This window comes from Nonomuraea rosea, assembly GCF_039539705.1.
Classification (GTDB): Bacteria; Actinomycetota; Actinomycetes; order Streptosporangiales; family Streptosporangiaceae; genus Nonomuraea; species Nonomuraea rosea.
On the sequence record NZ_BAABDQ010000042.1, the window covers coordinates 80526 to 99152 of the forward strand.

At 71.3% G+C, this 18627-nt stretch carries 12 protein-coding genes; 6 read left to right on the forward strand and 6 right to left on the reverse strand.

The window, feature by feature from the left end; all coding sequences use genetic code 11:
* Positions 1-16: 16 nt before the first annotated feature.
* Together ABEA43_RS54300 and murA are read right to left on the reverse strand one after the other, a co-directional pair.
* Positions 17-2278, reverse strand: coding sequence for a transglycosylase domain-containing protein (locus tag ABEA43_RS54300; RefSeq protein ID WP_345574802.1), 2262 nt, complete (start codon positions 2276-2278; stop codon positions 17-19).
* Between the two features lie 63 nt (positions 2279-2341).
* Positions 2342-3652: a UDP-N-acetylglucosamine 1-carboxyvinyltransferase gene (murA, locus tag ABEA43_RS54305; protein ID WP_345574804.1), complete on the reverse strand. Its 1311-nt coding sequence runs from the start codon at positions 3650-3652 to the stop codon at positions 2342-2344.
* A gap of 62 nt (positions 3653-3714) precedes the next feature.
* On the opposite strand from murA, the gene ABEA43_RS54310 reads away from it, so the two are divergent.
* Positions 3715-4248 (forward strand): hypothetical protein, encoded by a 534-nt coding sequence (locus ABEA43_RS54310; RefSeq protein ID WP_345574806.1) that lies wholly within the window; start codon positions 3715-3717, stop codon positions 4246-4248.
* 32 nt (positions 4249-4280) lie between these two features.
* Here ABEA43_RS54310 and ABEA43_RS54315 read toward each other — a convergent pair whose 3' ends face one another.
* The 3 genes from ABEA43_RS54315 to ABEA43_RS54325 form a co-directional block, all read right to left on the reverse strand.
* The gene (locus ABEA43_RS54315) at positions 4281-5696 is read right to left on the reverse strand and encodes an amidase (RefSeq protein ID WP_345574808.1); all 1416 of its coding nucleotides are present in this window, start codon (positions 5694-5696) and stop codon (positions 4281-4283) included.
* A 189-nt stretch (positions 5697-5885) separates the two neighbouring features.
* The gene (gene dnaE, locus ABEA43_RS54320; protein ID WP_345574810.1) at positions 5886-9410 is read right to left on the reverse strand and encodes a DNA polymerase III subunit alpha; all 3525 of its coding nucleotides are present in this window, start codon (positions 9408-9410) and stop codon (positions 5886-5888) included.
* A 42-nt stretch (positions 9411-9452) separates the two neighbouring features.
* A complete protein-coding gene (locus ABEA43_RS54325) occupies positions 9453-9641 on the reverse strand; it encodes a hypothetical protein (protein WP_345574811.1) in 189 nt (62 codons plus the stop codon).
* Positions 9642-9665: 24 nt separating this feature from the next.
* On the opposite strand from ABEA43_RS54325, the gene ABEA43_RS54330 reads away from it, so the two are divergent.
* Both ABEA43_RS54330 and ABEA43_RS54335 read left to right on the forward strand, forming a co-directional pair.
* On the forward strand, positions 9666-11045 hold the full coding sequence (locus ABEA43_RS54330) for an amino acid permease (protein WP_345574813.1): 1380 nt from the start codon (positions 9666-9668) through the stop codon (positions 11043-11045).
* Positions 11046-11249: 204 nt separating this feature from the next.
* Positions 11250-12209: an SGNH/GDSL hydrolase family protein gene (locus ABEA43_RS54335; protein WP_345574815.1), complete on the forward strand. Its 960-nt coding sequence runs from the start codon at positions 11250-11252 to the stop codon at positions 12207-12209.
* A gap of 376 nt (positions 12210-12585) precedes the next feature.
* Here ABEA43_RS54335 and ABEA43_RS54340 read toward each other — a convergent pair whose 3' ends face one another.
* Positions 12586-14055, reverse strand: a complete 1470-nt coding sequence (locus ABEA43_RS54340; RefSeq protein WP_345574817.1) for a chorismate mutase — start codon at positions 14053-14055, stop codon at positions 12586-12588.
* A 287-nt stretch (positions 14056-14342) separates the two neighbouring features.
* Between ABEA43_RS54340 and ABEA43_RS54345 the strand changes: the two genes are divergently transcribed.
* From ABEA43_RS54345 to ABEA43_RS54355, 3 genes are read left to right on the forward strand one after another with little or no spacing between them, the layout of a single operon-like run.
* Positions 14343-16166, forward strand: a complete 1824-nt coding sequence (locus ABEA43_RS54345) for a serine/threonine-protein kinase (protein WP_345574819.1) — start codon at positions 14343-14345, stop codon at positions 16164-16166.
* 10 nt (positions 16167-16176) lie between these two features.
* Positions 16177-17769 carry a serine/threonine-protein kinase gene (locus ABEA43_RS54350; RefSeq protein ID WP_345574821.1) on the forward strand — a complete coding sequence of 531 codons (1593 nt, stop codon included), beginning with the start codon at positions 16177-16179 and terminating at the stop codon, positions 17767-17769.
* Positions 17770-17776: 7 nt separating this feature from the next.
* Positions 17777-18619, forward strand: a complete 843-nt coding sequence (locus ABEA43_RS54355) for an AraC family transcriptional regulator (protein WP_345574823.1) — start codon at positions 17777-17779, stop codon at positions 18617-18619.
* The last annotated feature ends 8 nt before the right edge of the window (positions 18620-18627 follow it).

Below are 18627 nucleotides of genomic sequence, written 5' to 3' on the forward strand. Positions count from 1 at the left end.
GGGCGGCCGGCGGCGGTTAACCGCGTGCCGCCCGCCGGATCCGCTCGCGCGGCACGGCCCGGTGGTGCCCGTGCCGGCGGGGCGAGCCGAGCAGGTGGTCCAGCGACCTCTCACCGAGCAGCCACTCGAAGAGCCTGCGGTGCCGCGGCCCCATGGGATGGCCGCCCTGCCGCTTCTTGCGCTCCTCCTCCGCGAGGGCCTTCTCCAGCCCCGGCGTGTGCCCGCCGCCGAAGCGCGCCATGTTCGGACCGGGGAACCCCTTGGGCTCGACCCGCCGCAGCGCCGGCCCCATCGACTCCACCCAGATCGGCCCCGGCAGCGACGCCCCCTGCACCGACCCGAAGTACTGATCGCCGATCTTCACGTCCTGCAGCGGGAAGCGGTAGGAGCCCCGGATGTCGCCGACGCTGACGGCCGCCGCGAGAGCGGGCGTGTAGCCGGCGAACCAGGCCGAGGTGTAGCCGTTGTTCGTGCCCGTCTTGCCGGCGGCCGGCCTGCCGATGCTCTGCCCGTGCATGGTGCCCTTGTCGAAGACGCCCTTGAGCACGTGGTTGACCGCGTCCGCGATCGGCCGCTCGATGGCCTGCTCGCACGCGGGCGGCACGTGCGTACGACGCCCGTCCCTGCCGATGATCTCCACGATGGCCAGCGGCCGGCAGTAGACCCCCCTGGCCGCGAACGCCGCGAACGACGCCGCCACCGTCACCGGGTCCATCTCGTTGACGCCCAGCGTGAACGTCGGCACCTCCTTCAGCGCCCTCCCGTCCGCCCGGACGGCGCCGAGCGACTTGGCCGTCCGCACGACGTTGCAGAGGCCGACCTTGCGCTCCAGCATCATGTAGAAGATGTTCACCGACTTCCAGGTGCCGGTCTCGATGCTGTGCGGCCCGCCCGAGCCCTCGCCGCCGGCGTTGAGCACGCGGCTGTCCGGGTCGTTCACCGCGCGGCCGGCGCAGTTGCGGTAGCCCTGACCCGGCACCAGCTCCCCCGGCGTCTGGAACCCGTCGCCGAACCTCCACCCCTGCTGCAACGCGGTCGCCAGGGTGAACACCTTGAACGTCGATCCGGCCTGGAACCCCTGCCCGCCGCCGTGCGCCACGTCGGCGGGCAGGTTGAAGGTGGTCTTGGGGCCGTTCTTGTTGTTGCCCGGGTTGCGGCCGAACCGCTTGCTGGCCGCCATCGCCCTGATCCGCCCGGTCAGCGGCTCGACCATGGCCTCCGCGGCGACCTCGGTGTCCGCCGGGTCCACGTTCTTGTGGATGGCGCGCTCGGCGGCGCGCTGCGCGATCGGGTCGAGGCTGGTCCTGATCGTCAGGCCGCCCCGCGTCATCCTGGCCCGCCGCTCGGCCGCGGTGTTGCCGAACACCTCGTTCGACAGCAGCTCGCGCTGCACGTACAGGCAGTAGAACGGGTACGCGCTCTGCTCGCACCCGCCCGGCTCGGGCCTGAGCCTGAGGGCGAGCGGCGCGCTCTTGGCGGCGGCCGCCTCCTGCGGGGTGATCTGCTTGAGCCCCGCCAGGCGGTCGAGCACCAGGTCGCGCCGCAGTTTGAGCCGCGCCTGCTGCGCCCGCCCGAGCGAGGGGTCCGTCGAGTACGGCATCCGCACCGCCCCCGCCAGCGTGGCCGCCTGGGCCAAGGTCAGCCGGGAGGCCGAGGTCGAGAAGAAGCGCCGGGCCGCCGCCTCCACGCCGTGCGCCCCCGCGCCGAAGTAGGCGATGTTGAGGTAGCGCTCCAGGATCTGGTCCTTGCGGTACTTCTTCTCCAGCGCCAGCGCGTACCGGAGCTCGGTGATCTTGCGAGCCAGGTTCGGGGCGCGGGCCTTGTCGCGTTCCGCGTCGCTGCGGGCGCTCTCCACGAGGATGTTCTTGACGAGCTGCTGCGTCAGCGAGGAGCCGCCCTGCCTGATGCCACCCGCCTGGGTGTTGGTCAGCAGCGCCCTGACCGTGCCGCGCACGTCGAGGCCGCCGTGCTCGTAGAAGCGGGCGTCCTCGATGGCCACGATGGCCTTGCGCATGATCGGCGCGACCGCGCCAAGTTGCACGGCCGTCCTGTTGGCCTCGTAGAACTGGGCGAACTGCCTGCCGTCCTTGTCCAGCAGCCTGGTCACCTGGGCGAGCGGCTCTTCACGCGGGGCGGGCGGCAGGTCGACGAAGGTGTTCGCGACGTTCATCGCGGCCATGCCGCCCCCGCTGACCACGGGCGCGACCAGTGCCGCCGTCAGCACCCCGCCGAGCGCCCCTGCGACTCCGAGCCCGCAGACAGATCTGAGTACGGTCACGTCAGATGATCTGCGACGTCCCGATCGTCGGCAAACGCCCGCTTCCTGCCTCTTTACCGAGGTTTACCGTTGCCGTGTGATGTGCAGACCAAGTGAGGCGAACTGCTCGTACGGCCGATGGTAACCGCGTTCGATGTGGTGCACGCCGCGCAGCGTGGAGCTCCCGTCGGCCACCGCCGCCGCGAGCACGGCCGAGAACCCGGCCCGTATGTCGGGCAGCGTCACGTCGGCGCCCCTGAGCTGGGAGACGCCGCGCACCACGGCCGAGTGCCTGGCGTTCGTGTCGTGGTAGCGGCAGGCGGGCCCGCCGAGGCACTGGTCGAACACCTCGATCTCGCAGCCCATCTTCTGCAGCGCGGGCACGTACACCAGACGGTTCTCGAAGACCGTCTCGTGCAGCACCGACATGCCCTGGCTCTGGGTGAACAGCACCATGAGCGGCGTCTGCCAGTCCGTCATGAACCCGGGGTGGGTGTCGGTCTGCACGGCCGCCGCGCGCAGCCCCTCGGGCGGCGCGGTGGCGCACACGTACTCGTCGTTGATGTCGAACTGGGCGCCCATCCTGGCCAGCGTGGTGATCGCGGTCACCAGGCGGTCCTGCGGGCAGCCGTGCACGCGCACCTCTCCCCCGGTGATCAGCCCCGCCGCCAGGTACGAGAACGCCTCGATCCGGTCGCCGGTCAGCCACGTGGAGGCCCCGCGCAACCGCTCGACGCCCTCGATGACGATCCTGCGGTCCGGCGAGAGCTCGATCCTGGCCCCCATCCGCTGCAGGAACAGCGCCAGCTCCACCACCTCGGGCTCCATCGCGGCGTTCTTCAGCACGGTCTTGCCCTCGGCCAGCACCGCCGACATGAGGATCGTCTCCGTGGCGCCCACGCTCGGGTACGGCAGCTCGATCCTGGTGCCGTTGAGCCGCTTGGCCTTGGCGTAGATACCGGTGTCACCCACCTCCACCTCGGCGCCCATCGAGCGCAGGGCCTCCACGTGGAAGTTGACCGGCCGGCGCCCGATCGGGTCGCCGCCGACCAGCGGGACGAACGCCTCCCCCGCCAGGTGCAGCAACGGGCCGAGCATGAGGATGGGGATGCGGTTGAGCCCGGTGAACGCGTCGGGCACCCGTGGTTTGATCTCCGGGCCCTGCGAGATCCTGATCTCCGTACGGGAGATCTCGACGTTGATGCCGAGCGCTTCCAGCATGGCCGCCGTGATGCCGACCTCGCCCACCTCCGGGGCGTTGTGGATGCTGCTCTCGCCGCTGCCGAGCATGGCGGCGACCATGTGCTTGGACACCCCGTTCTTGGAGCCGCGCACCTCGACGTCCCCGCGGAGCGGGCCGGAGGGCTCTATCAACCAGGACTCTTCTGCAATCACGAAGCGAGCCTAGCCGGGAGATACCATCGAGTGATTCAGACGTACATATGAGGGGGAGTGGCGTGACGAGGGAAGTACGCGCTTTTGCGGTAACTGTCCTCACACTCGCCGCTCTCGGTGTCGCCGCCGGGCTGCTCTGGTCCGGCATCACGCCCCGGACGCCCTACGTGCTCACCGAACAGGGAACGGTCCTGGCCGACCCGACCACGCAGGCGCTGATCGCGGCCGACGGCTGGTTCGCGGTGATCACCGGCGGGCTGGGGCTGCTGTGCGGCGGGGTCGCCTGGTTCACCGGACGGCGGTGGATGCTGCCGGTGCTGCTCGGGCTGTGCGCGGGCGGGGTGCTGGCGGCGATGCTGACGCTGTGGACGGGGTCCACGTTCACGATCGGCGCGGTCACGGTCTCGGCCGCCGCGGCGCCCGGGGTCAAGGTCGTCCCCGGGGCGCTGAAGCTGACCGCGTCCGGCGTGCTGGTGTCCTGGCCGCTGCTCGGGGTGGGGTTGTTCGGGCTGCTGGAGGGCATGCACGGCTACCGCGACTCGCCGTTGCGGCATCCGTACGGCGAGCCGGCCGGCCCGCTGGACCATCCGCTCTGACCTGTCTGCTCTGACCTGTCTGCTCTGACCGGCTAGAGCGGCGGGCGGCGCAGGCCGTACTCGGTAGCCTGCTCGAACGCGCGGGCCACGCGCAGGACCCTGGCGTCCTCGAACGGCCTCCCGACGATCTGCACCCCCACCGGCAGCCCGTCCTCGGTGAATCCCGCCGGGACGGAGGCGGCGGGCGCGTGCAGGACGCTGATCCAGTACGCCGAGCGCATCCACGCGAGGTAGTCGGGCATCGGCTCCCCGTCGACCTCGCGCACGTGCGGATGCTCGACCGGGAACGGCGGCACCTGGCTGACCGGCGCGATCAGCACGTCGTAGGTGTCGAAGAAGACGGCCATCCGCTGGTAGAGGCGGCTGCGCGCGCGCTCGGCCCTGGCCAGGTCGGCGCCGGTGACCTTGCGGCCCTGCTCGACGTTCCAGGCGGTGTTGGGGCCGAGCCCGGTCAGATCGCCGAAGGACAGCGCGTAGTTCCACGCCCGATAGGTCCTGAACGCCTCCTCGGCCCCGGACAGGTCCAGCTCGACCTGCTCGACGTGCGCGCCCAGCCGCTCGAACACCGCCGGCGCCGTCGCGGTCACCGCCGCCGTCCTCGGGTCCACCGGCAGCCCGCCCAGGTCCGGGCTCCACGCCACCCGCATCCCCGCCACGCCCTCCTCGGGCTCGGGCGCGAAAACCTCTTTGATCGAGTACGGGGACCGGCGGTCGAACCCGGCGATGACCCCGAACATCAGCGCCACGTCCTCAACCGTCCTGGCCATCGGGCCCTCCACGCCCAGGGTGTACCAGGCGTTGGTGTCGGACAGGGAGGGCACCCGGCCGGGGGTGGGGCGCAGGCCGACGACGTTGCAGAAGGAGGCGGGGTTGCGCAGCGAACCGCCCATGTCGGAGCCGCCGGCCAGCGGGACCATGCCGGTGGCCAGCGCGGCGGCGGCGCCTCCGCTGCTGCCCCCGGCGGACTTGGACAGGTCGTAGGGGTTCCTGGTGGCGCCGAACACCTCGTTGACGGTGTGCGAGCCGGTGCCGAACTCGGGGGTGTTCGTCTTGCCCAGGGTGATCGATCCGGCGGCTCTGAGCCGCTCCACTATCAGGTCGTCCGCGGTGGGGACGTGGTCGGCGAAGAGGGGGGATCCGTAGGTCGTGCGGATGTTCGCGGTGTCGACGAGATCCTTGTGCGCGACCGGCACGCCGTGCAGCGGCCCCGGCCCGCCGGACGCCCCGGCCGCGCCGGACGTCCCGGCCCCGCTGGACGCCCCTGCCGCGTCGGCCGCCTTCGCGGCGTCGAGTGCCTGCTCGGCGACGAGGGTGACGATGGCGTTGACCTTCGGATTGACCTGCTCGATGCGGTCGAGGTGGGCCTGGAGGACCTCTACGGCGCTCACCTGCCTGGTCCTGATCAGATGGGCCAGCTCGGTCGCGGTCAGGTAGTGCAGTTCGCTCACATGGCGATCCTCCCCCACGCCCGGCCGGCGTACGACGGCGAGGTTCGCCAGTTTCCCGGCCGGCGCTCGTCACCGCCCGTCGTCACAGCCTGTCCTCACGGGCCGTCCTCACGGGCCGTCCTCACCGGCCGTCCTCACCGGCTGTCCTCACCGGCTGTCGCCACGGCCCCGGGTCTGGGCGGGCGGCGGTCATGCGCTCAGGCAGGCCGGGCCGAGGAGTTGTTTGAGGTCGCCCATCAGCGCCGCCGACGGCGTCACGCGCAGCCGGTCGCCCACCCGCAGCACCGTCGTCCTGGCCCCGTCGTGCACCTGCAGATGCACCTCCGACGTGCCCGGGTGCGCCGTGAGGATCTGCTTCAGCCGCCCCACCACCGGCGGCGTGCAGCGCGTCAGCGGCAGGCTCACCAGCAGCGGCCCGCCCGCCTCCGGCGAGAGGTCGGGCGCCGTCACCTCCATGGCGATGATCTTCGCCACGTCCTCGCGCTTGTCGATCCGCCCCTTGACGAACACGATGGCGTCCTCGGCCAGGATCGTCGAGCACAGCTGGTACGCCGACGGGAAGATCAGCACCTCGATCGCCCCTTCGAGGTCCTCGAGCTGGGTCAGCACCCAGGTGTCGCCCTTCTTGGTGACCTTGCGCTGCACCCCGCTCAGGATGCCGCCCACGGTCACCACGTGCCCGTCGGCCCGGCTCTCGTCCTGCACGGCCGCGATCGAGCAGTCGGCCGCCGACAGGATGTGCTCCACCCCGAACAACGGATGGTCGGACACGTAGAGGCCGAGCATCTCCCGCTCGAACTGCAGGAGCGTGCTCTTGTCCCACTCCCCCACCGGGATCTGCACGTCGAACGTCTGGTCCTCGCCGCCGTCCATCCCGCCGAAGAGGGAGTCCTGGCCGATGGCCTCGTTGCGCTTGATGTCGATGATCGCGTCGATGGCCGGCTCGTGCACCATGACCAGGCCCTTGCGCACGTGCCCCAGCGAGTCGAACGCCCCCGCCTTGACCAGCGACTCGATCACGCGCTTGTTGCAGACCAGGGCCGGGACCTTGCGCAGGAAGTCCTTGAAGTCGGCGTAGCGGCCCTTCTCCCTGCGCGCGGAGATGATGCCGTCGACCACGTTGCCGCCCACGTTGCGGACGGCCGACAGGCCGAAGCGGATGTCGGTGCCGCGCGGGGTGAAGTCGAAGTCGGAGTCGTTGACGTCCGGCGGGAACACCTTGATGCCCATGCGCCGGCACTCGTTGAGGTAGAGGGCCGACTTGTCCTTGTCGTCCTTCACCGAGGACAGTAGCGCGGCCATGTAGGCGGCCGGGTGGTTGGCCTTGAGGTAGGCGGTCCAGTAGGCGACCAGGCCGTAGCCGGCGGTGTGGGCCTTGTTGAAGGCGTAGTCGGAGAACGGCAGCAGGATGTCCCACAGGGCCTTGATCGCGGCGGCCGAGAAGCCGTTGTCCTGCATGCCCTTCTCGAAGAACTCGAACTGCTTGTCCAGCTCGGACTTCTTCTTCTTGCCCATCGCGCGCCGCAGCAGGTCGGCGCCGCCCAGGGAGTAGCCGGCGACCTTCTGCGCGATGGCCATGACCTGCTCCTGATAGACGATCAGGCCGTGGGTCGTGGAGAGGATCTCCTGCAGCGGCTCCTCCAGCTCGGGGTGGATCGGGGTGATCTCCTGCTGGCCGTTCTTGCGCAGCGCGTAGTTCGTGTGCGAGTTGGCGCCCATCGGGCCTGGCCGGTAGAGGGCCAGGGCCGCGGAGATGTCCTCGAAGCTGTCGGGGCGCATGAGCCGCATGAGCGAGCGCGTGCCGCCGCCGTCGAGCTGGAAGATGCCCAGCGTGTCGCCGCGGGCCAGCAGCTCGTAGGCCTTGGGATCGTCCAGCGGCAGCTTCAGCAGGTCGATCGAGTCGCCGCCGGTGGACTCGATCATCTTCAGGCAGTCGTCGATGATCGTGAGGTTGCGCAGCCCCAGGAAGTCCATCTTCAGCAGGCCGAGCGCCTCGCAGGTCGGGTAGTCGAACTGCGTGATGATCACGCCGTCGGAGTCGCGGCGCATGATCGGGACGTAGTCGGTGAGCACCTCGGACGACATGATCACGCCGGCGGCGTGCACGCCGGTCTGCCTGATCAGGCCCTCCAGGCCCTTGCCGAGGTCCATCGTCGCCTTGACGTCGATGTCTTCCTCGTAGAGCCGGCGCAGCTCGCCCGCCTCGGCGTAGCGCGGGTGATCCTTGTCGAAGATGCCCGCGAGCGGGATGTCCTTGCCCATGACGGCCGGCGGGAACGCCTTGGACACCCTGTCGCCGAGCGCGTACGGGTAGCCGAGGACGCGGCCGGCGTCCTTGATGGCGGCCTTCGCCTTGATGGTGCCGAACGTGGCGATCATGGCGACCTTGTCGGCGCCCCACTTCTCGGTCACGTAGCGGATCACGTCACCGCGCCTGCGCTCGTCGAAGTCGATGTCGACGTCGGGCATGGAGACGCGCTCGGGGTTGAGGAAGCGCTCGAAGATCAGGCCGTGCGGGATCGGGTCGAGGTCGGTGATGCCCAGCGCGTACGCCACCAGCGACCCGGCCGCCGAGCCACGCCCGGGGCCGACGCGGATGCCGTTGTTCTTCGCCCACATGATGAAGTCGGCGACCACGAGGAAGTAGCTCGGGAAGCCCATCTGGAGGATGACGCCGAGCTCCTTCTCCGCCCGGGCGCGGTGCTCCTCGTCCACGCCCTCGGGGAAGCGCCGTTCGAGGCCCTTCCAGGTCTCCTGGCGGAAGAACCGCTCCTCGGTCATGCCGTCGGGGATGGGATAGGTCGGCATGAGGTTCTTGAACTCGAAGAACCCGGCCGGATCGACCTTCTCCGCCACCAGCAGCGTGTTGCGGCAGCCCTCGGCCCACAGGTCCGAGGAGTCGATCGCGCGCATCTCGTCGGCGGTCTTGATGTAGTAGCCGCTGCCGTCGAACCGGAACCGGTCGGGGTCGGAGAGCTGCTTGCCCGTCTGGATGCACAGCAGGGCGTCGTGGGAGGCGGAGTCGGACTCGTAGGTGTAGTGCGAGTCGTTGGTGACCAGCGGCGGGATGTTCAGCTCCCGGCTGATCCTGCTCAGCCCGTCGCGAACCCGGCGCTCGATGTCGAGCCCGTGGTCCATGATCTCCAGGAAGAAATGGTCCTTGCCGAAGATCTCCTGGTATTTCGCGGCGGCCCGGAGCGCCTCGTCGTACTGGCCGAGCCGCAGCCTCGTCTGCACCTCGCCCGACGGGCACCCGGTGGTGGCCATGAGGCCGTCGGCGTGCTCGGCGAGGATCTCGGCGTCCATCCGCGCCCATTTACGGACGAACCCCTCGGTGTAGGCGCGCGAGGACAGCCGCATCAGGTTGTGCAGGCCCGCTTTGTTGCGCGCCCAGATCGTCATGTGGGTGTAGTAGCCGCCCGCGGAGACGTCGTCCCGCTTCTGGTGCGGCTCGCCCCACAGCACCGGCTTCTTGTTGTGGCGCAGCTCCGGCGCGACGTAGGCCTCGATGCCGATGACCGGCTTGATGCCGGCGGCCGTGGCCTGCTTGTAGAAGTCGTGCGCGCCGTGCATGTTGCCGTGGTCGGTGATCGCGATCGCGGGCATGCCCAGGTCGCCGACCTGCTTGAACATCTGCTTGAGCCGCGCGGCCCCGTCCAGCATCGAGTATTCGGTGTGGACGTGCAGATGGACGAACGAGTCGCGGGACGACATGGAGCGGCACCTCTCGCTCTCGATAAGGTGTTCGGTTCAACTCTAGTGGCCCCCACCGACAATCCGGAGCCGCACCATTTCCTGGGCCGTCTCCTGTGCCGCCTCCTGTGCCGCCTCCTGTGCCGCCTCCTGTGCCGCCTCCGAACCGTACGCCACGCCGCTGATCGGCCGCCGCGCGGAGCGGCGCGCCGGGACCCCCGCCATCACCAGCACCGATATCGTGAACGTCACCGCCAGTAGCTGAGGAGACACTCGGTGCGCACGCAGACCGACGAGGGATACACGCACGCGCTCGGCAACCGCCAGGTGCAGATGATCGCCATCGGCGGAGCGATCGGCGTCGGCCTGTTCCTCGGAGCCGGCGGGCGGCTGGCCGCCGCGGGCCCCGCGCTCGTGCTGTCCTACGCCGCCGCCGGGCTGGCCGCGTTCTTCGTCATGCGGGCGCTCGGCGAGCTCGTGCTCTACCGGCCGGCCTCGGGGTCGTTCGTCGAGTACGCCGGGGAGTTCATCGGCCCGTGGGCGGCGTTCGCCAGCGGCTGGATGTACTGGATCAACTGGGCGTTCACCGGCATCGCCGAATTGACCGCGATCGCCCTCTACATCCATTACTGGGCCCCCGCGTTCCCCCAGTGGCTGACGGCGCTCATCGCCCTCGGGTTCGTGCTGGCGGTCAACCTGCTGTCGGTGCGGCTGTTCGGGGAGCTGGAGTTCTGGTTCGCCATGCTCAAGGTCCTGGCGATCACGGTCTTCCTGGTCGTGGGGCTGGTGCTGGTGGTGTTCACGGTGGGCCAGGCGGGGCCACAGAACCTCACCTCGCACGGCGGCTTCTTCCCGACCGGGGCGCCGCTGGTGCTGATGAGCCTGCAGTCGGTGGTCTTCGCGTACGCGTCGATCGAGCTGGTCGGCATCACGGCGGGCGAGACGGCCAAGCCGCGCGAGGTCATGCCGAAGGCCATCAACGGCGTGGTGTGGCGCATCGCGATCTTCTACGTGGGCTCGGTGGCGCTGCTGGCCATGGTCCTGCCGTGGACCGCCTACCGTGCGGGCACCTCGCCGTTCGTGACGGTCTTCGCCGGTCTGGGCATCCCGTGGGCGGCCGACGCCATGAACCTCGTGGTGATCACCGCCGCGCTCTCCTCCTGCAACTCCGGCCTGTACGCCACGGGCCGCATCCTGCGTTCGATGGCCAAGAAGCAGGAGGCCCCGCGCTTCGCCGGCAGCCTGAGCTCCCGCTTCGTCCCGATCGGCGGCATCCTCTTCACCGCGATCATGTTCCTGGCCGGGGTGGCGCTCTTCTACTTCCTGCCCGAGCGCGCCTTCAACATCGCCACCGCCGTCGCCTCGCTCGGTGTGATCACCACGTGGGGCGTGCTCGTCTACTGCCAGACGCGGCTGCGCAGGTCGGGCCACCGCTCGGCGTTCCCCATGCCCGGCTCGCCCTACACGAACTGGCTGACGCTCGCCTTCCTGCTGCTCGTGGTGCTGCTGATGCCGTTCGCCGACCGCGATCAGCGCATCGCCTTCTTCCTCATCCCGGCCCTGGCCGTGGCCATCGCCCTGGGCTGGACGATCGTCAAGCGCCGTCGGGCGCCGTCACCGGCCGGGTCGGCGGCCGCGTCCCCGGCCGAGTCGTAAGCACCGGATGCCGCATCGAGGCCTCCTCAGGGTGAGAACCGGGGGCGGACCCGCGCCCAGATCGATCATCGGCTGGGTAGGCTCGATGCCGCATCATGGAGTCACCGCTCGGGGGAGGTCGCGCTGGACGAGGCCAGACGAAGGATCATCCAGACCGCGGCCGCCGCCGCCATCGGCGTCGCGCTCGCCCTGGCATGCCTGCCCTTGGGCGTCTATCCCCGGCTGGCCTGCGCCGTGCTGGACGCGGGCTGCCCTCCGGCCGGCGAGCCGCGCGGCCGGCTCCCGCAGGTGACCCGCCTGACGCCCGTCCAGGTCGCGCAGAGCGGCTCGTACGTGGCGCTCGGCGACTCCTACTCCTCGGGCGAGGGCGTCTACGACCTGGACAAGCAGCCGGTCAACGACGGGGCCGACCGGTGCCACCGGGCGACGGGCTCGTACGTGCCGCTGGTGGCCCAGGCCTACCGCTTCGGCGGCGGCACCGCCTTCTACGCCTGCAGCGGCGCCACCACCCGCCAGCTTCTCTCCGGCCAGTACGGCCAGCGGCCCCAGATCAGCCGCGTCGGCCCGGAGGCCAGCCTGGTGACGCTGAGCATCGGCGGCAACGACGCCGGCTTCACCAAGGTACTCACGGGCTGCATCGTCAAGCTGCCGTGGTCGGCGGCCTGCGTCGACCAGGACGCCGCGGTCGCCCGCCGCATCGAGCAGCTTCGGCCCAGCATGCTCAAGGTCCTCGGCGAACTGCGCGTCCGGGCGCCGAACGCCCGCGTCATCGTCCTCGGCTACCCCCGGCCGTTCCCCGGGGAGCCCGTGGCGAGCGTCGACAACCTCACCGTGGCGGACCAGCGCTGGATCAACGGCATGACGCGGCGGCTCAACGACGCGGTGGGGGCGGTGGCGGCGGAGTTCGACCGGGCGATCGCGGCGTTCGGGGGGCCGGGGAGCGTCGAGTACGTGGACGCCTACGAGGCCTTCACGGGGCACGAGGTGGGGCGGGAGCAGCCGTACCTGAACGGGTTGCACGTGGACGTGGAGGAGCTCAAGGTGAACGCGCGCAGCTACCACCCGACGGGCGAGGGCTACCGCCGCTTCGCCGACCTCATCACCAAGCAGATCGCCGCCGGCCCCGGCCGCCCCATGAACAACTTCCACCTCGCCGCCCCATAACCGGCCCCGGTCCACCGATCACACGCCCCCGCACGGGCACCTCGTACGGGATCGGCAGGGGAGCTGCAGGACACCCCAGGCGAATCGGGCGAACCGGCCAAAGAGCGCACCGGACGCCAGCCGAACCCCGGACCGGCTGAGGAACCGCCCCCGACGCCGGGCGGATCGGGCGAACCGGCCGAAGAGTCGCACCCGACGCCAGCCGAACTCCCCGGACCGGGCTGAGGAACCGCGCCGGACGCCGGACGGACCGGCCGAGCAGCCACACCGGACGCCGGGCGACCCGGGCGGAGAGGCGCTCCCCCCGTGCAAACGAGCCGAGAGCACTCCCCACCCCCGGGCAAACGGACGGCGGGCACTCTTCACCCCCGGGCCTCTACTCCTTCGCCCGTTCCTCGGCCAAATGCAGGCCTGCCTCGATGACGGCGTTCATGATGGGCGCGAGCCGAGCCTCTCCGAGCGAGGGCGCCCGCGACGCCATCTTCGCCACGAGCGCGCGCTCCCGGTCCAGATCGCGCCCGGCGAAACCGCCGACCGGCTTGAGCCGCTGCACGATGCCCGCCAGCGCGGCCCGGCGCTCCAGCAACGTCGCCAGCGCGGCATCCACCCGGTCGATCGCCTCCCTGCACTCCGGCAGCGTGGCGGGCGACTCGTGCCGGACCAGCGCACCGACGATCGTCACGGCCTCCTCGGCCTCGCGCAGCGCCGCATGCCCGGCCGCCTCGACCTCCACGTCCCCGGCCGTGGCCCTGCCCGCCGCATCTCGGCCCGTCACGTCACCGGCCGCCACATCTCCGGCCGTGGTCACGCCCGCGTCCCTGCCCGCCGTGTCCTCGGCCGTGGTCGTGCCTGCGTCCCCGCCCGCCGTGTCCCTGCCCGTGTCCTTGCGCACGTGCCCGCCCGCTTGGCCCTCCGCCGACTCCCCGCCCCCGGCGTCCGTGACGTCCGCGATGTCCCTGAGCCCCGTCGGCTCCCGCTCACCACCAGCGACATCCGCAGGCTCCGCCGGTCCGCGCTCACCGCCCGTCGCACCCGCGAGGTCCTTGGGTCCCGCGAACTCCCGCGCCCCGCCGCCGACCAGATCCACGGTCTTCGGGGAGGCGCGCCTGGAGCTCTCCCCGGCCCGCTGCCCCTGGCCGGGCGCGCCATCACGTCCCCGAGCGTCCGCGCCCCGCCCCTGACCGGAGGCGCCATCACGCGCCCGACCCTCCGCGGCACCACGCCCCCGAGCGTCCGCACCGCCACGGCCCTGGCCGTCCGCCGCACCATGCCCCTGACCGTCCGCCGCACCACGGCCCTGGATGGGGTCGTCGACGAGCAGGCCGTCGGCGCCGGCGGCGATCGCGGCGGCGGCGAGCCCGACATCTCGTGAAACGTCGGCAAGCACCGGACGCCCCGACGCAGCCCGCGCCGCCCGCATCAGCCCGAGGTCGAGCTGACTCCCCTCACAGAGGATCACCTGCCCGTCCCCCTCGGCGGCGCAGTACGCGGCCAGCTCCAGCCATTCCTCCAGCGAAGCGGAAGCCCGCCGCTCCACCACCACCGGCAGCCCGAGCGCCGCCGCCGCCCGCACCAGCGGGATGTCCCGCGTCCAGGAGGCCCCCACCACGACGGCGTCGGCCAGCTCGGCGATCGCCGGCAGATCGGCCGCCGACGACGGCTCGACCAGCGTGACCCGCCCCCTCGGCCGCCCGCGCGCCGACACCGCGTCCCGGAGCACCGCGTACGCGTCCCCCGGCCCGTGATCCCCCCGCAGGCTCACCCGCCCACGGATCACCACGGCGGGCCCTTCACCCACGAGCAGCTCGCCCACCGCCACAGCCTGCCGTTCCAAGGTCGATGACATCTCGACTCCCTCAATCGGGCCGGCCTTGCGGAAGCCGGCAGAAAACCAAAAAGGCAGAGACGGGATGTCTCTGCCTCGTGCCGACTCCAGGTGGTCGCTAGCTACCGACCGGCCCTCCCGGAGCCGGCTCGGTAAATGCGTGGCGACAAGTCATATCTGAAGCCTACACCCAGCCCTCCACCTGCTGGACGAGCCTTCTCATATGACGGACTGACCTTCTGGCGAGTCGCCGTTGATCCCTCGCTATGGGAGTATTTCCTGGCCTAGAGGAGGGTACGAGGCCGTTGATGTCGGATCGCAAGCAGGACGGACGCCGCATCGCCGGCCGCTATCAGCTGCAGGAACCCATCGGCAGGGGCGGAATGGGCATCGTCTGGCGAGCCCATGACGAGCTTCTCGATCGCACGGTTGCGGTCAAAGAGGTCCGTTACGCGGCCGCCCTGGGCGAAGAAGTGCAGCTGCTGAACCGGCGCACGATGCGCGAGGCGAGGGCGGCGGCCAGGTTCGAGCATCCCAACGTGATCGTCGTTCACGACGTGATCGAGGAGGACGGCCGCCCCTGGATCGTCATGCAGCTCGTACAGTCGCGGTCCCTGGGCACCGTGATCAAGCAGGACGGGCCCCTGCCCCACAAGCGGGTGGCCGAGATCGGCCTGGCCATGCTGGACGCCCTGCACCGGGCGCACGACGCGGGCGTGCTGCACCGCGACGTCAAGCCCGAGAACGTGCTCCTGGCCGACGACGGCCGGGTCGTGCTCACCGACTTCGGCATCGCCACGCTGGAGACCGAGACGCAGCTCACGGTGACGGGGCTGGCGGGCACGCCGGCGTTCATCGCGCCCGAGCGGCTCAAGGGCCTGCCCGCGCGGCGCGAGTCGGACCTGTGGTCGCTGGGCGCCACGCTGTACACGGCCGTGGAGGGCCGCTCACCGCACGAGCGCGGGATGGCCCTGGCGACCATGCACGCCGTGCTGACCGACGAGCCGGATCCCGCCACCCACGCGGGCCCGCTGGCCGAGGTGATCAACGGGCTGCTGGTCAAGGAGCCCGTGCAGCGCCTGACGTACGAGGAGACGGCGCGGATGCTGCGCTCGACCATCGCGCAGGCGAGCCCGCCGCCGACCGCGCAGTTCCCCGCCGCCCAGCAGTTCCGCGAGACCGCTCCCACGAAGCCGAAGCCGAAGGCCAAGCGCAGGGCCGCGGCGCCCCCGTACCCGCCCGTGCAGGCGCCCGTGCCAGTGCCCGCGCAGGTGCCGGCGGAGGACGACACCCCGACCGACCCGGACCTCGCGCCGCCGCCCCCGGTCGCGCTCCCCGAGACCGGCGCGCGGATCACCCCGGCGCCGGCCAGGGAGCCCGGCCTGCACGGCGAGTCCACGAGGGAGGCGGCGAAGCCGGATTCTCAGCGGCGTACCGGAATGGTCGTCGGGGTGGCCGTCGCGGTCCTGCTCGTCGCCGGTGTGGGCGGCTATCTCGGCCTGCGCGCGGCGCCGGACACCGAGACGCCCGACCCGGTCCCGACACAGGCCGCGGTCGTGCCCACGACGCCGTCGGAGAAGGCCTCGGCGAGCCCGTCGCCCTCGGCCAGCGAGCCGGCCACGTCCACCAGCCCGACGCCGACGGCCGCCCCCACGAAGAAGGCCGACGCGCTGCCGGCCGGCTGGAAGCTGTACAAGGACAAGAAGCTGGGCTTCACGATCGGGCTGCCCAAGGGCTGGGACGTCTTGGAGCGCCGCGGCCGCCAGGTCAAGTTCAGGGGTCCCGGCGGGGCGTCCAACGCGTACGTCATGGTCGAGGAGGCAGAGAACCCGGGCACGGACCCGTACAAGGACTGGAAGAAGCAGGAGCCGTCGCTCAAGCACAACTTCGGCGGCTACGACAAGCTCGACATCAAGAAGGTCGATGTCGAGAAGTTCGACTACATGAAGGCCGCCGCCGACTGGGACTTCACCTGGAACACCGACACCGGTAAGACCCGCGTGCGCAACCGGGGCTTCGTGACGGACAACGGGCGCGCCTACGCCATCTACTGGCACACCCTGAAAAGCCACTGGAAGGCGGACTACCACTTCTTCGAGGGGTTCTGCGCGACGTTCAAGCCCAAGAAGTAGGCTTCGCTGCGTGGAAAGGCAGGTCAGCAACCGATATCGCCTCATCGAGCCCCTCGGTGAGGGCGGCATGGGCGTGGTCTGGCGCGCCTACGACGAGCTGCTCGACCGTACGGTGGCGATCAAGGAGGTCCGCTACTCCGGCGTCGGCGAGGCCAAGCGGGCCGAGCTCAACCGCAGGACCATCAGGGAGGCCAGGGCGGCGGGCCGCCTCGACCACCCCTCGGTGATCGTCATCCACGACGTCGTCGAGGAGGACGGCCGCCCGTGGATCGTGATGCAGCTCGTACGGTCCCGCTCGCTCGCCCAGGTGATCCACGAGCAGGGCCCGCTGCAGGTGGGGCAGGCCGCGGTGATCGGCGGCCGGGTGCTGGACGCCCTGCGGGCCGCGCACGCCACCGGGGTGCTGCACCGCGACGTCAAGCCCGAGAACGTGCTCCTGGCCGACGACGGCCGGGTCGTGCTCACCGACTTCGGCATCGCCTCGCTGGAGGCCGAGGCCGGGCTGACCGCGACCGGCGGGCTGGTGGGCACGCCCGCGTACATGCCGCCGGAGCGTCTCAACGGCGAGCCGGCCAGGCCCGAGTCCGATCTGTGGTCGCTGGGCGCGACGATGTACGCGGCCGTCGAGGGCGAGCCGCCGTTCAAGCGCGACTCGTGGGCGGCGACGGTCGCGGCGGTGCTGCGCGACGAGCCCAAGCCGCCGGTGCGGGCAGGTGCGCTCGAACCGGTCATCATGGGGCTGCTGCGGCGCGACCCCGCCGCCAGGATGCCCGCGGAGCAGGCCGTCAGGATCCTGTACGAAGCCGCCTCCACCCCACGCCACCCCACGCCGTCCGGCCATCCGCGGCCTCCCGCCCCCCAGCAGGACACCAGCTGGCAGCACCGGCCGGACCGGACGCTGCCGGTCGCGCGCAAACGCGGCAAGGCGCTCTGGATCGGCGTGCCCGCCGCGGTGACCGCCGTCGCGGCGCTCGGCACGGCCGGCGTACTGCTCGCCAATCCCTGGACGACGCCGACGCCCACGCCGACCTTCCCGGCCCCCACGACGCCACCGGCCATGCCGACTACTGGGCCGACTACTGGGCCGACCACTGGGCCGACCGTCACCCCCACAAAAAAGCCGGCCCCCACGCTCACGAGCAGGCCGGTGCCCGCCGGCTGGCGGTCCTACACGAGCGCCGCCGGCCGCTTCTCGATCGCCCTCCCCAAGCGGTGGCGGGCGGCGAAGAACCCGCAGAGGGACAGCATCTCCGTGTCCGGCCCCGGCACCTCCGGAGAGCTGATCATCGAGTGGACCGTCCCCGACCTCCCGTGGAACGACCCGGTGAAGCACTGGATCGGGCTGGAGAAGGAGATCCGGGCGAAGGGCGAGTTCAGCCGCTACACCCGCCTCGGCATCACCTCCACCGCCTACCTCGGCAGGAGGGCCGCCGACTGGGAGTTCACCCGGGAGCGCGACGGCGAGCTGATCCACGTGATCAACCGCGGCTTCCACACCGCCGACGGCCGCCCGTACGCCCTCTACTGGGAGACCCCCGACGCCCTCTGGGACAGGGACAGGCACTATTTCGACACGTTCGCCAAGACGTTCAGACCAGGGTGAAAAGAGGGTGAAGGAGCAGGCCCACTTCTGGCGGCACCCGGCGGTGCCGGAGACGGACCTGCTCAGGGCCCGCTACGTCACCCACCGCTTCACCCGGCACATCCACGACGGCTACGCCATCGGGCTGATCGTCGACGGCGTGGAGGAGTTCGACTACCGCGGCACGCTGCACCGCGCGGGCGCGGGCGAGCTGGTGCTGGTCAACCCCGACGCCTCGCACACCGGCCAGGCCGGCACGCCGGGCGGGTGGGCGTACCGCATGCTCTATCCGTCGATCGACGCGCTGGCCGGGATCGCCGCCGAGCTGGGCGCGCCCTGCGCGACGCCGCACTTCCCCGAGCAGGTGGTGCGCGACGACGCCGTGGCGGCGCTGCTCGGCAGGACGCACCGGGCGGCCGAGCGCGGCGACGCGCTGGCCGCCTCGACGCTGAGCCGCACGCTGTTCGCGCGGCTGCTGACCCGGCACGCCGCGCCCAGGCCGGTCGCGGTGCTGCCCGCGGAGGGCCGGCGGGCCGTGCGCGAGGCGCTCGACCTGCTGCACGACAGCCTGGTGGACCCGCCCACGCTGGAGGACCTGGCGGGCGCGGTGGGCGCGCGGCCGTTCGCGCTGCTGCGGGCGTTCAAGGCGGCGACGGGCCTGCCGCCGCACGCCTACCTGACCTCGCTCCGGGTACGCCAGGCGCGCCGCCTGCTGCAGACCGGCGTGCGCCCGGCCCAGGTGGCCGCCGAGGTGGGCTTCACCGACCAGGCCCACCTCAACCGGCATTTCAAGCGCATCGTGGGCGTGCCGCCCGCCGCGTACCAGCGCGCTGCAGGAACGTACAAGACCAGCGATAACACCACCGCATAGCCTCACGT

What these genes read in the sequence shown, in the direction of transcription:
- dnaE (WP_345574810.1), bottom strand. Translation starts at nt 9,410, where the DNA reads ATGTCGTCCCGCGACTCGTTCGTCCATCTGCACGTCCACACCGAATAC.
- ABEA43_RS54340 (WP_345574817.1), bottom strand. Translation starts at nt 14,055, where the DNA reads ATGTCATCGACCTTGGAACGGCAGGCTGTGGCGGTGGGCGAGCTGCTC.
- ABEA43_RS54345 (WP_345574819.1), top strand. Translation starts at nt 14,343, where the DNA reads ATGTCGGATCGCAAGCAGGACGGACGCCGCATCGCCGGCCGCTATCAG.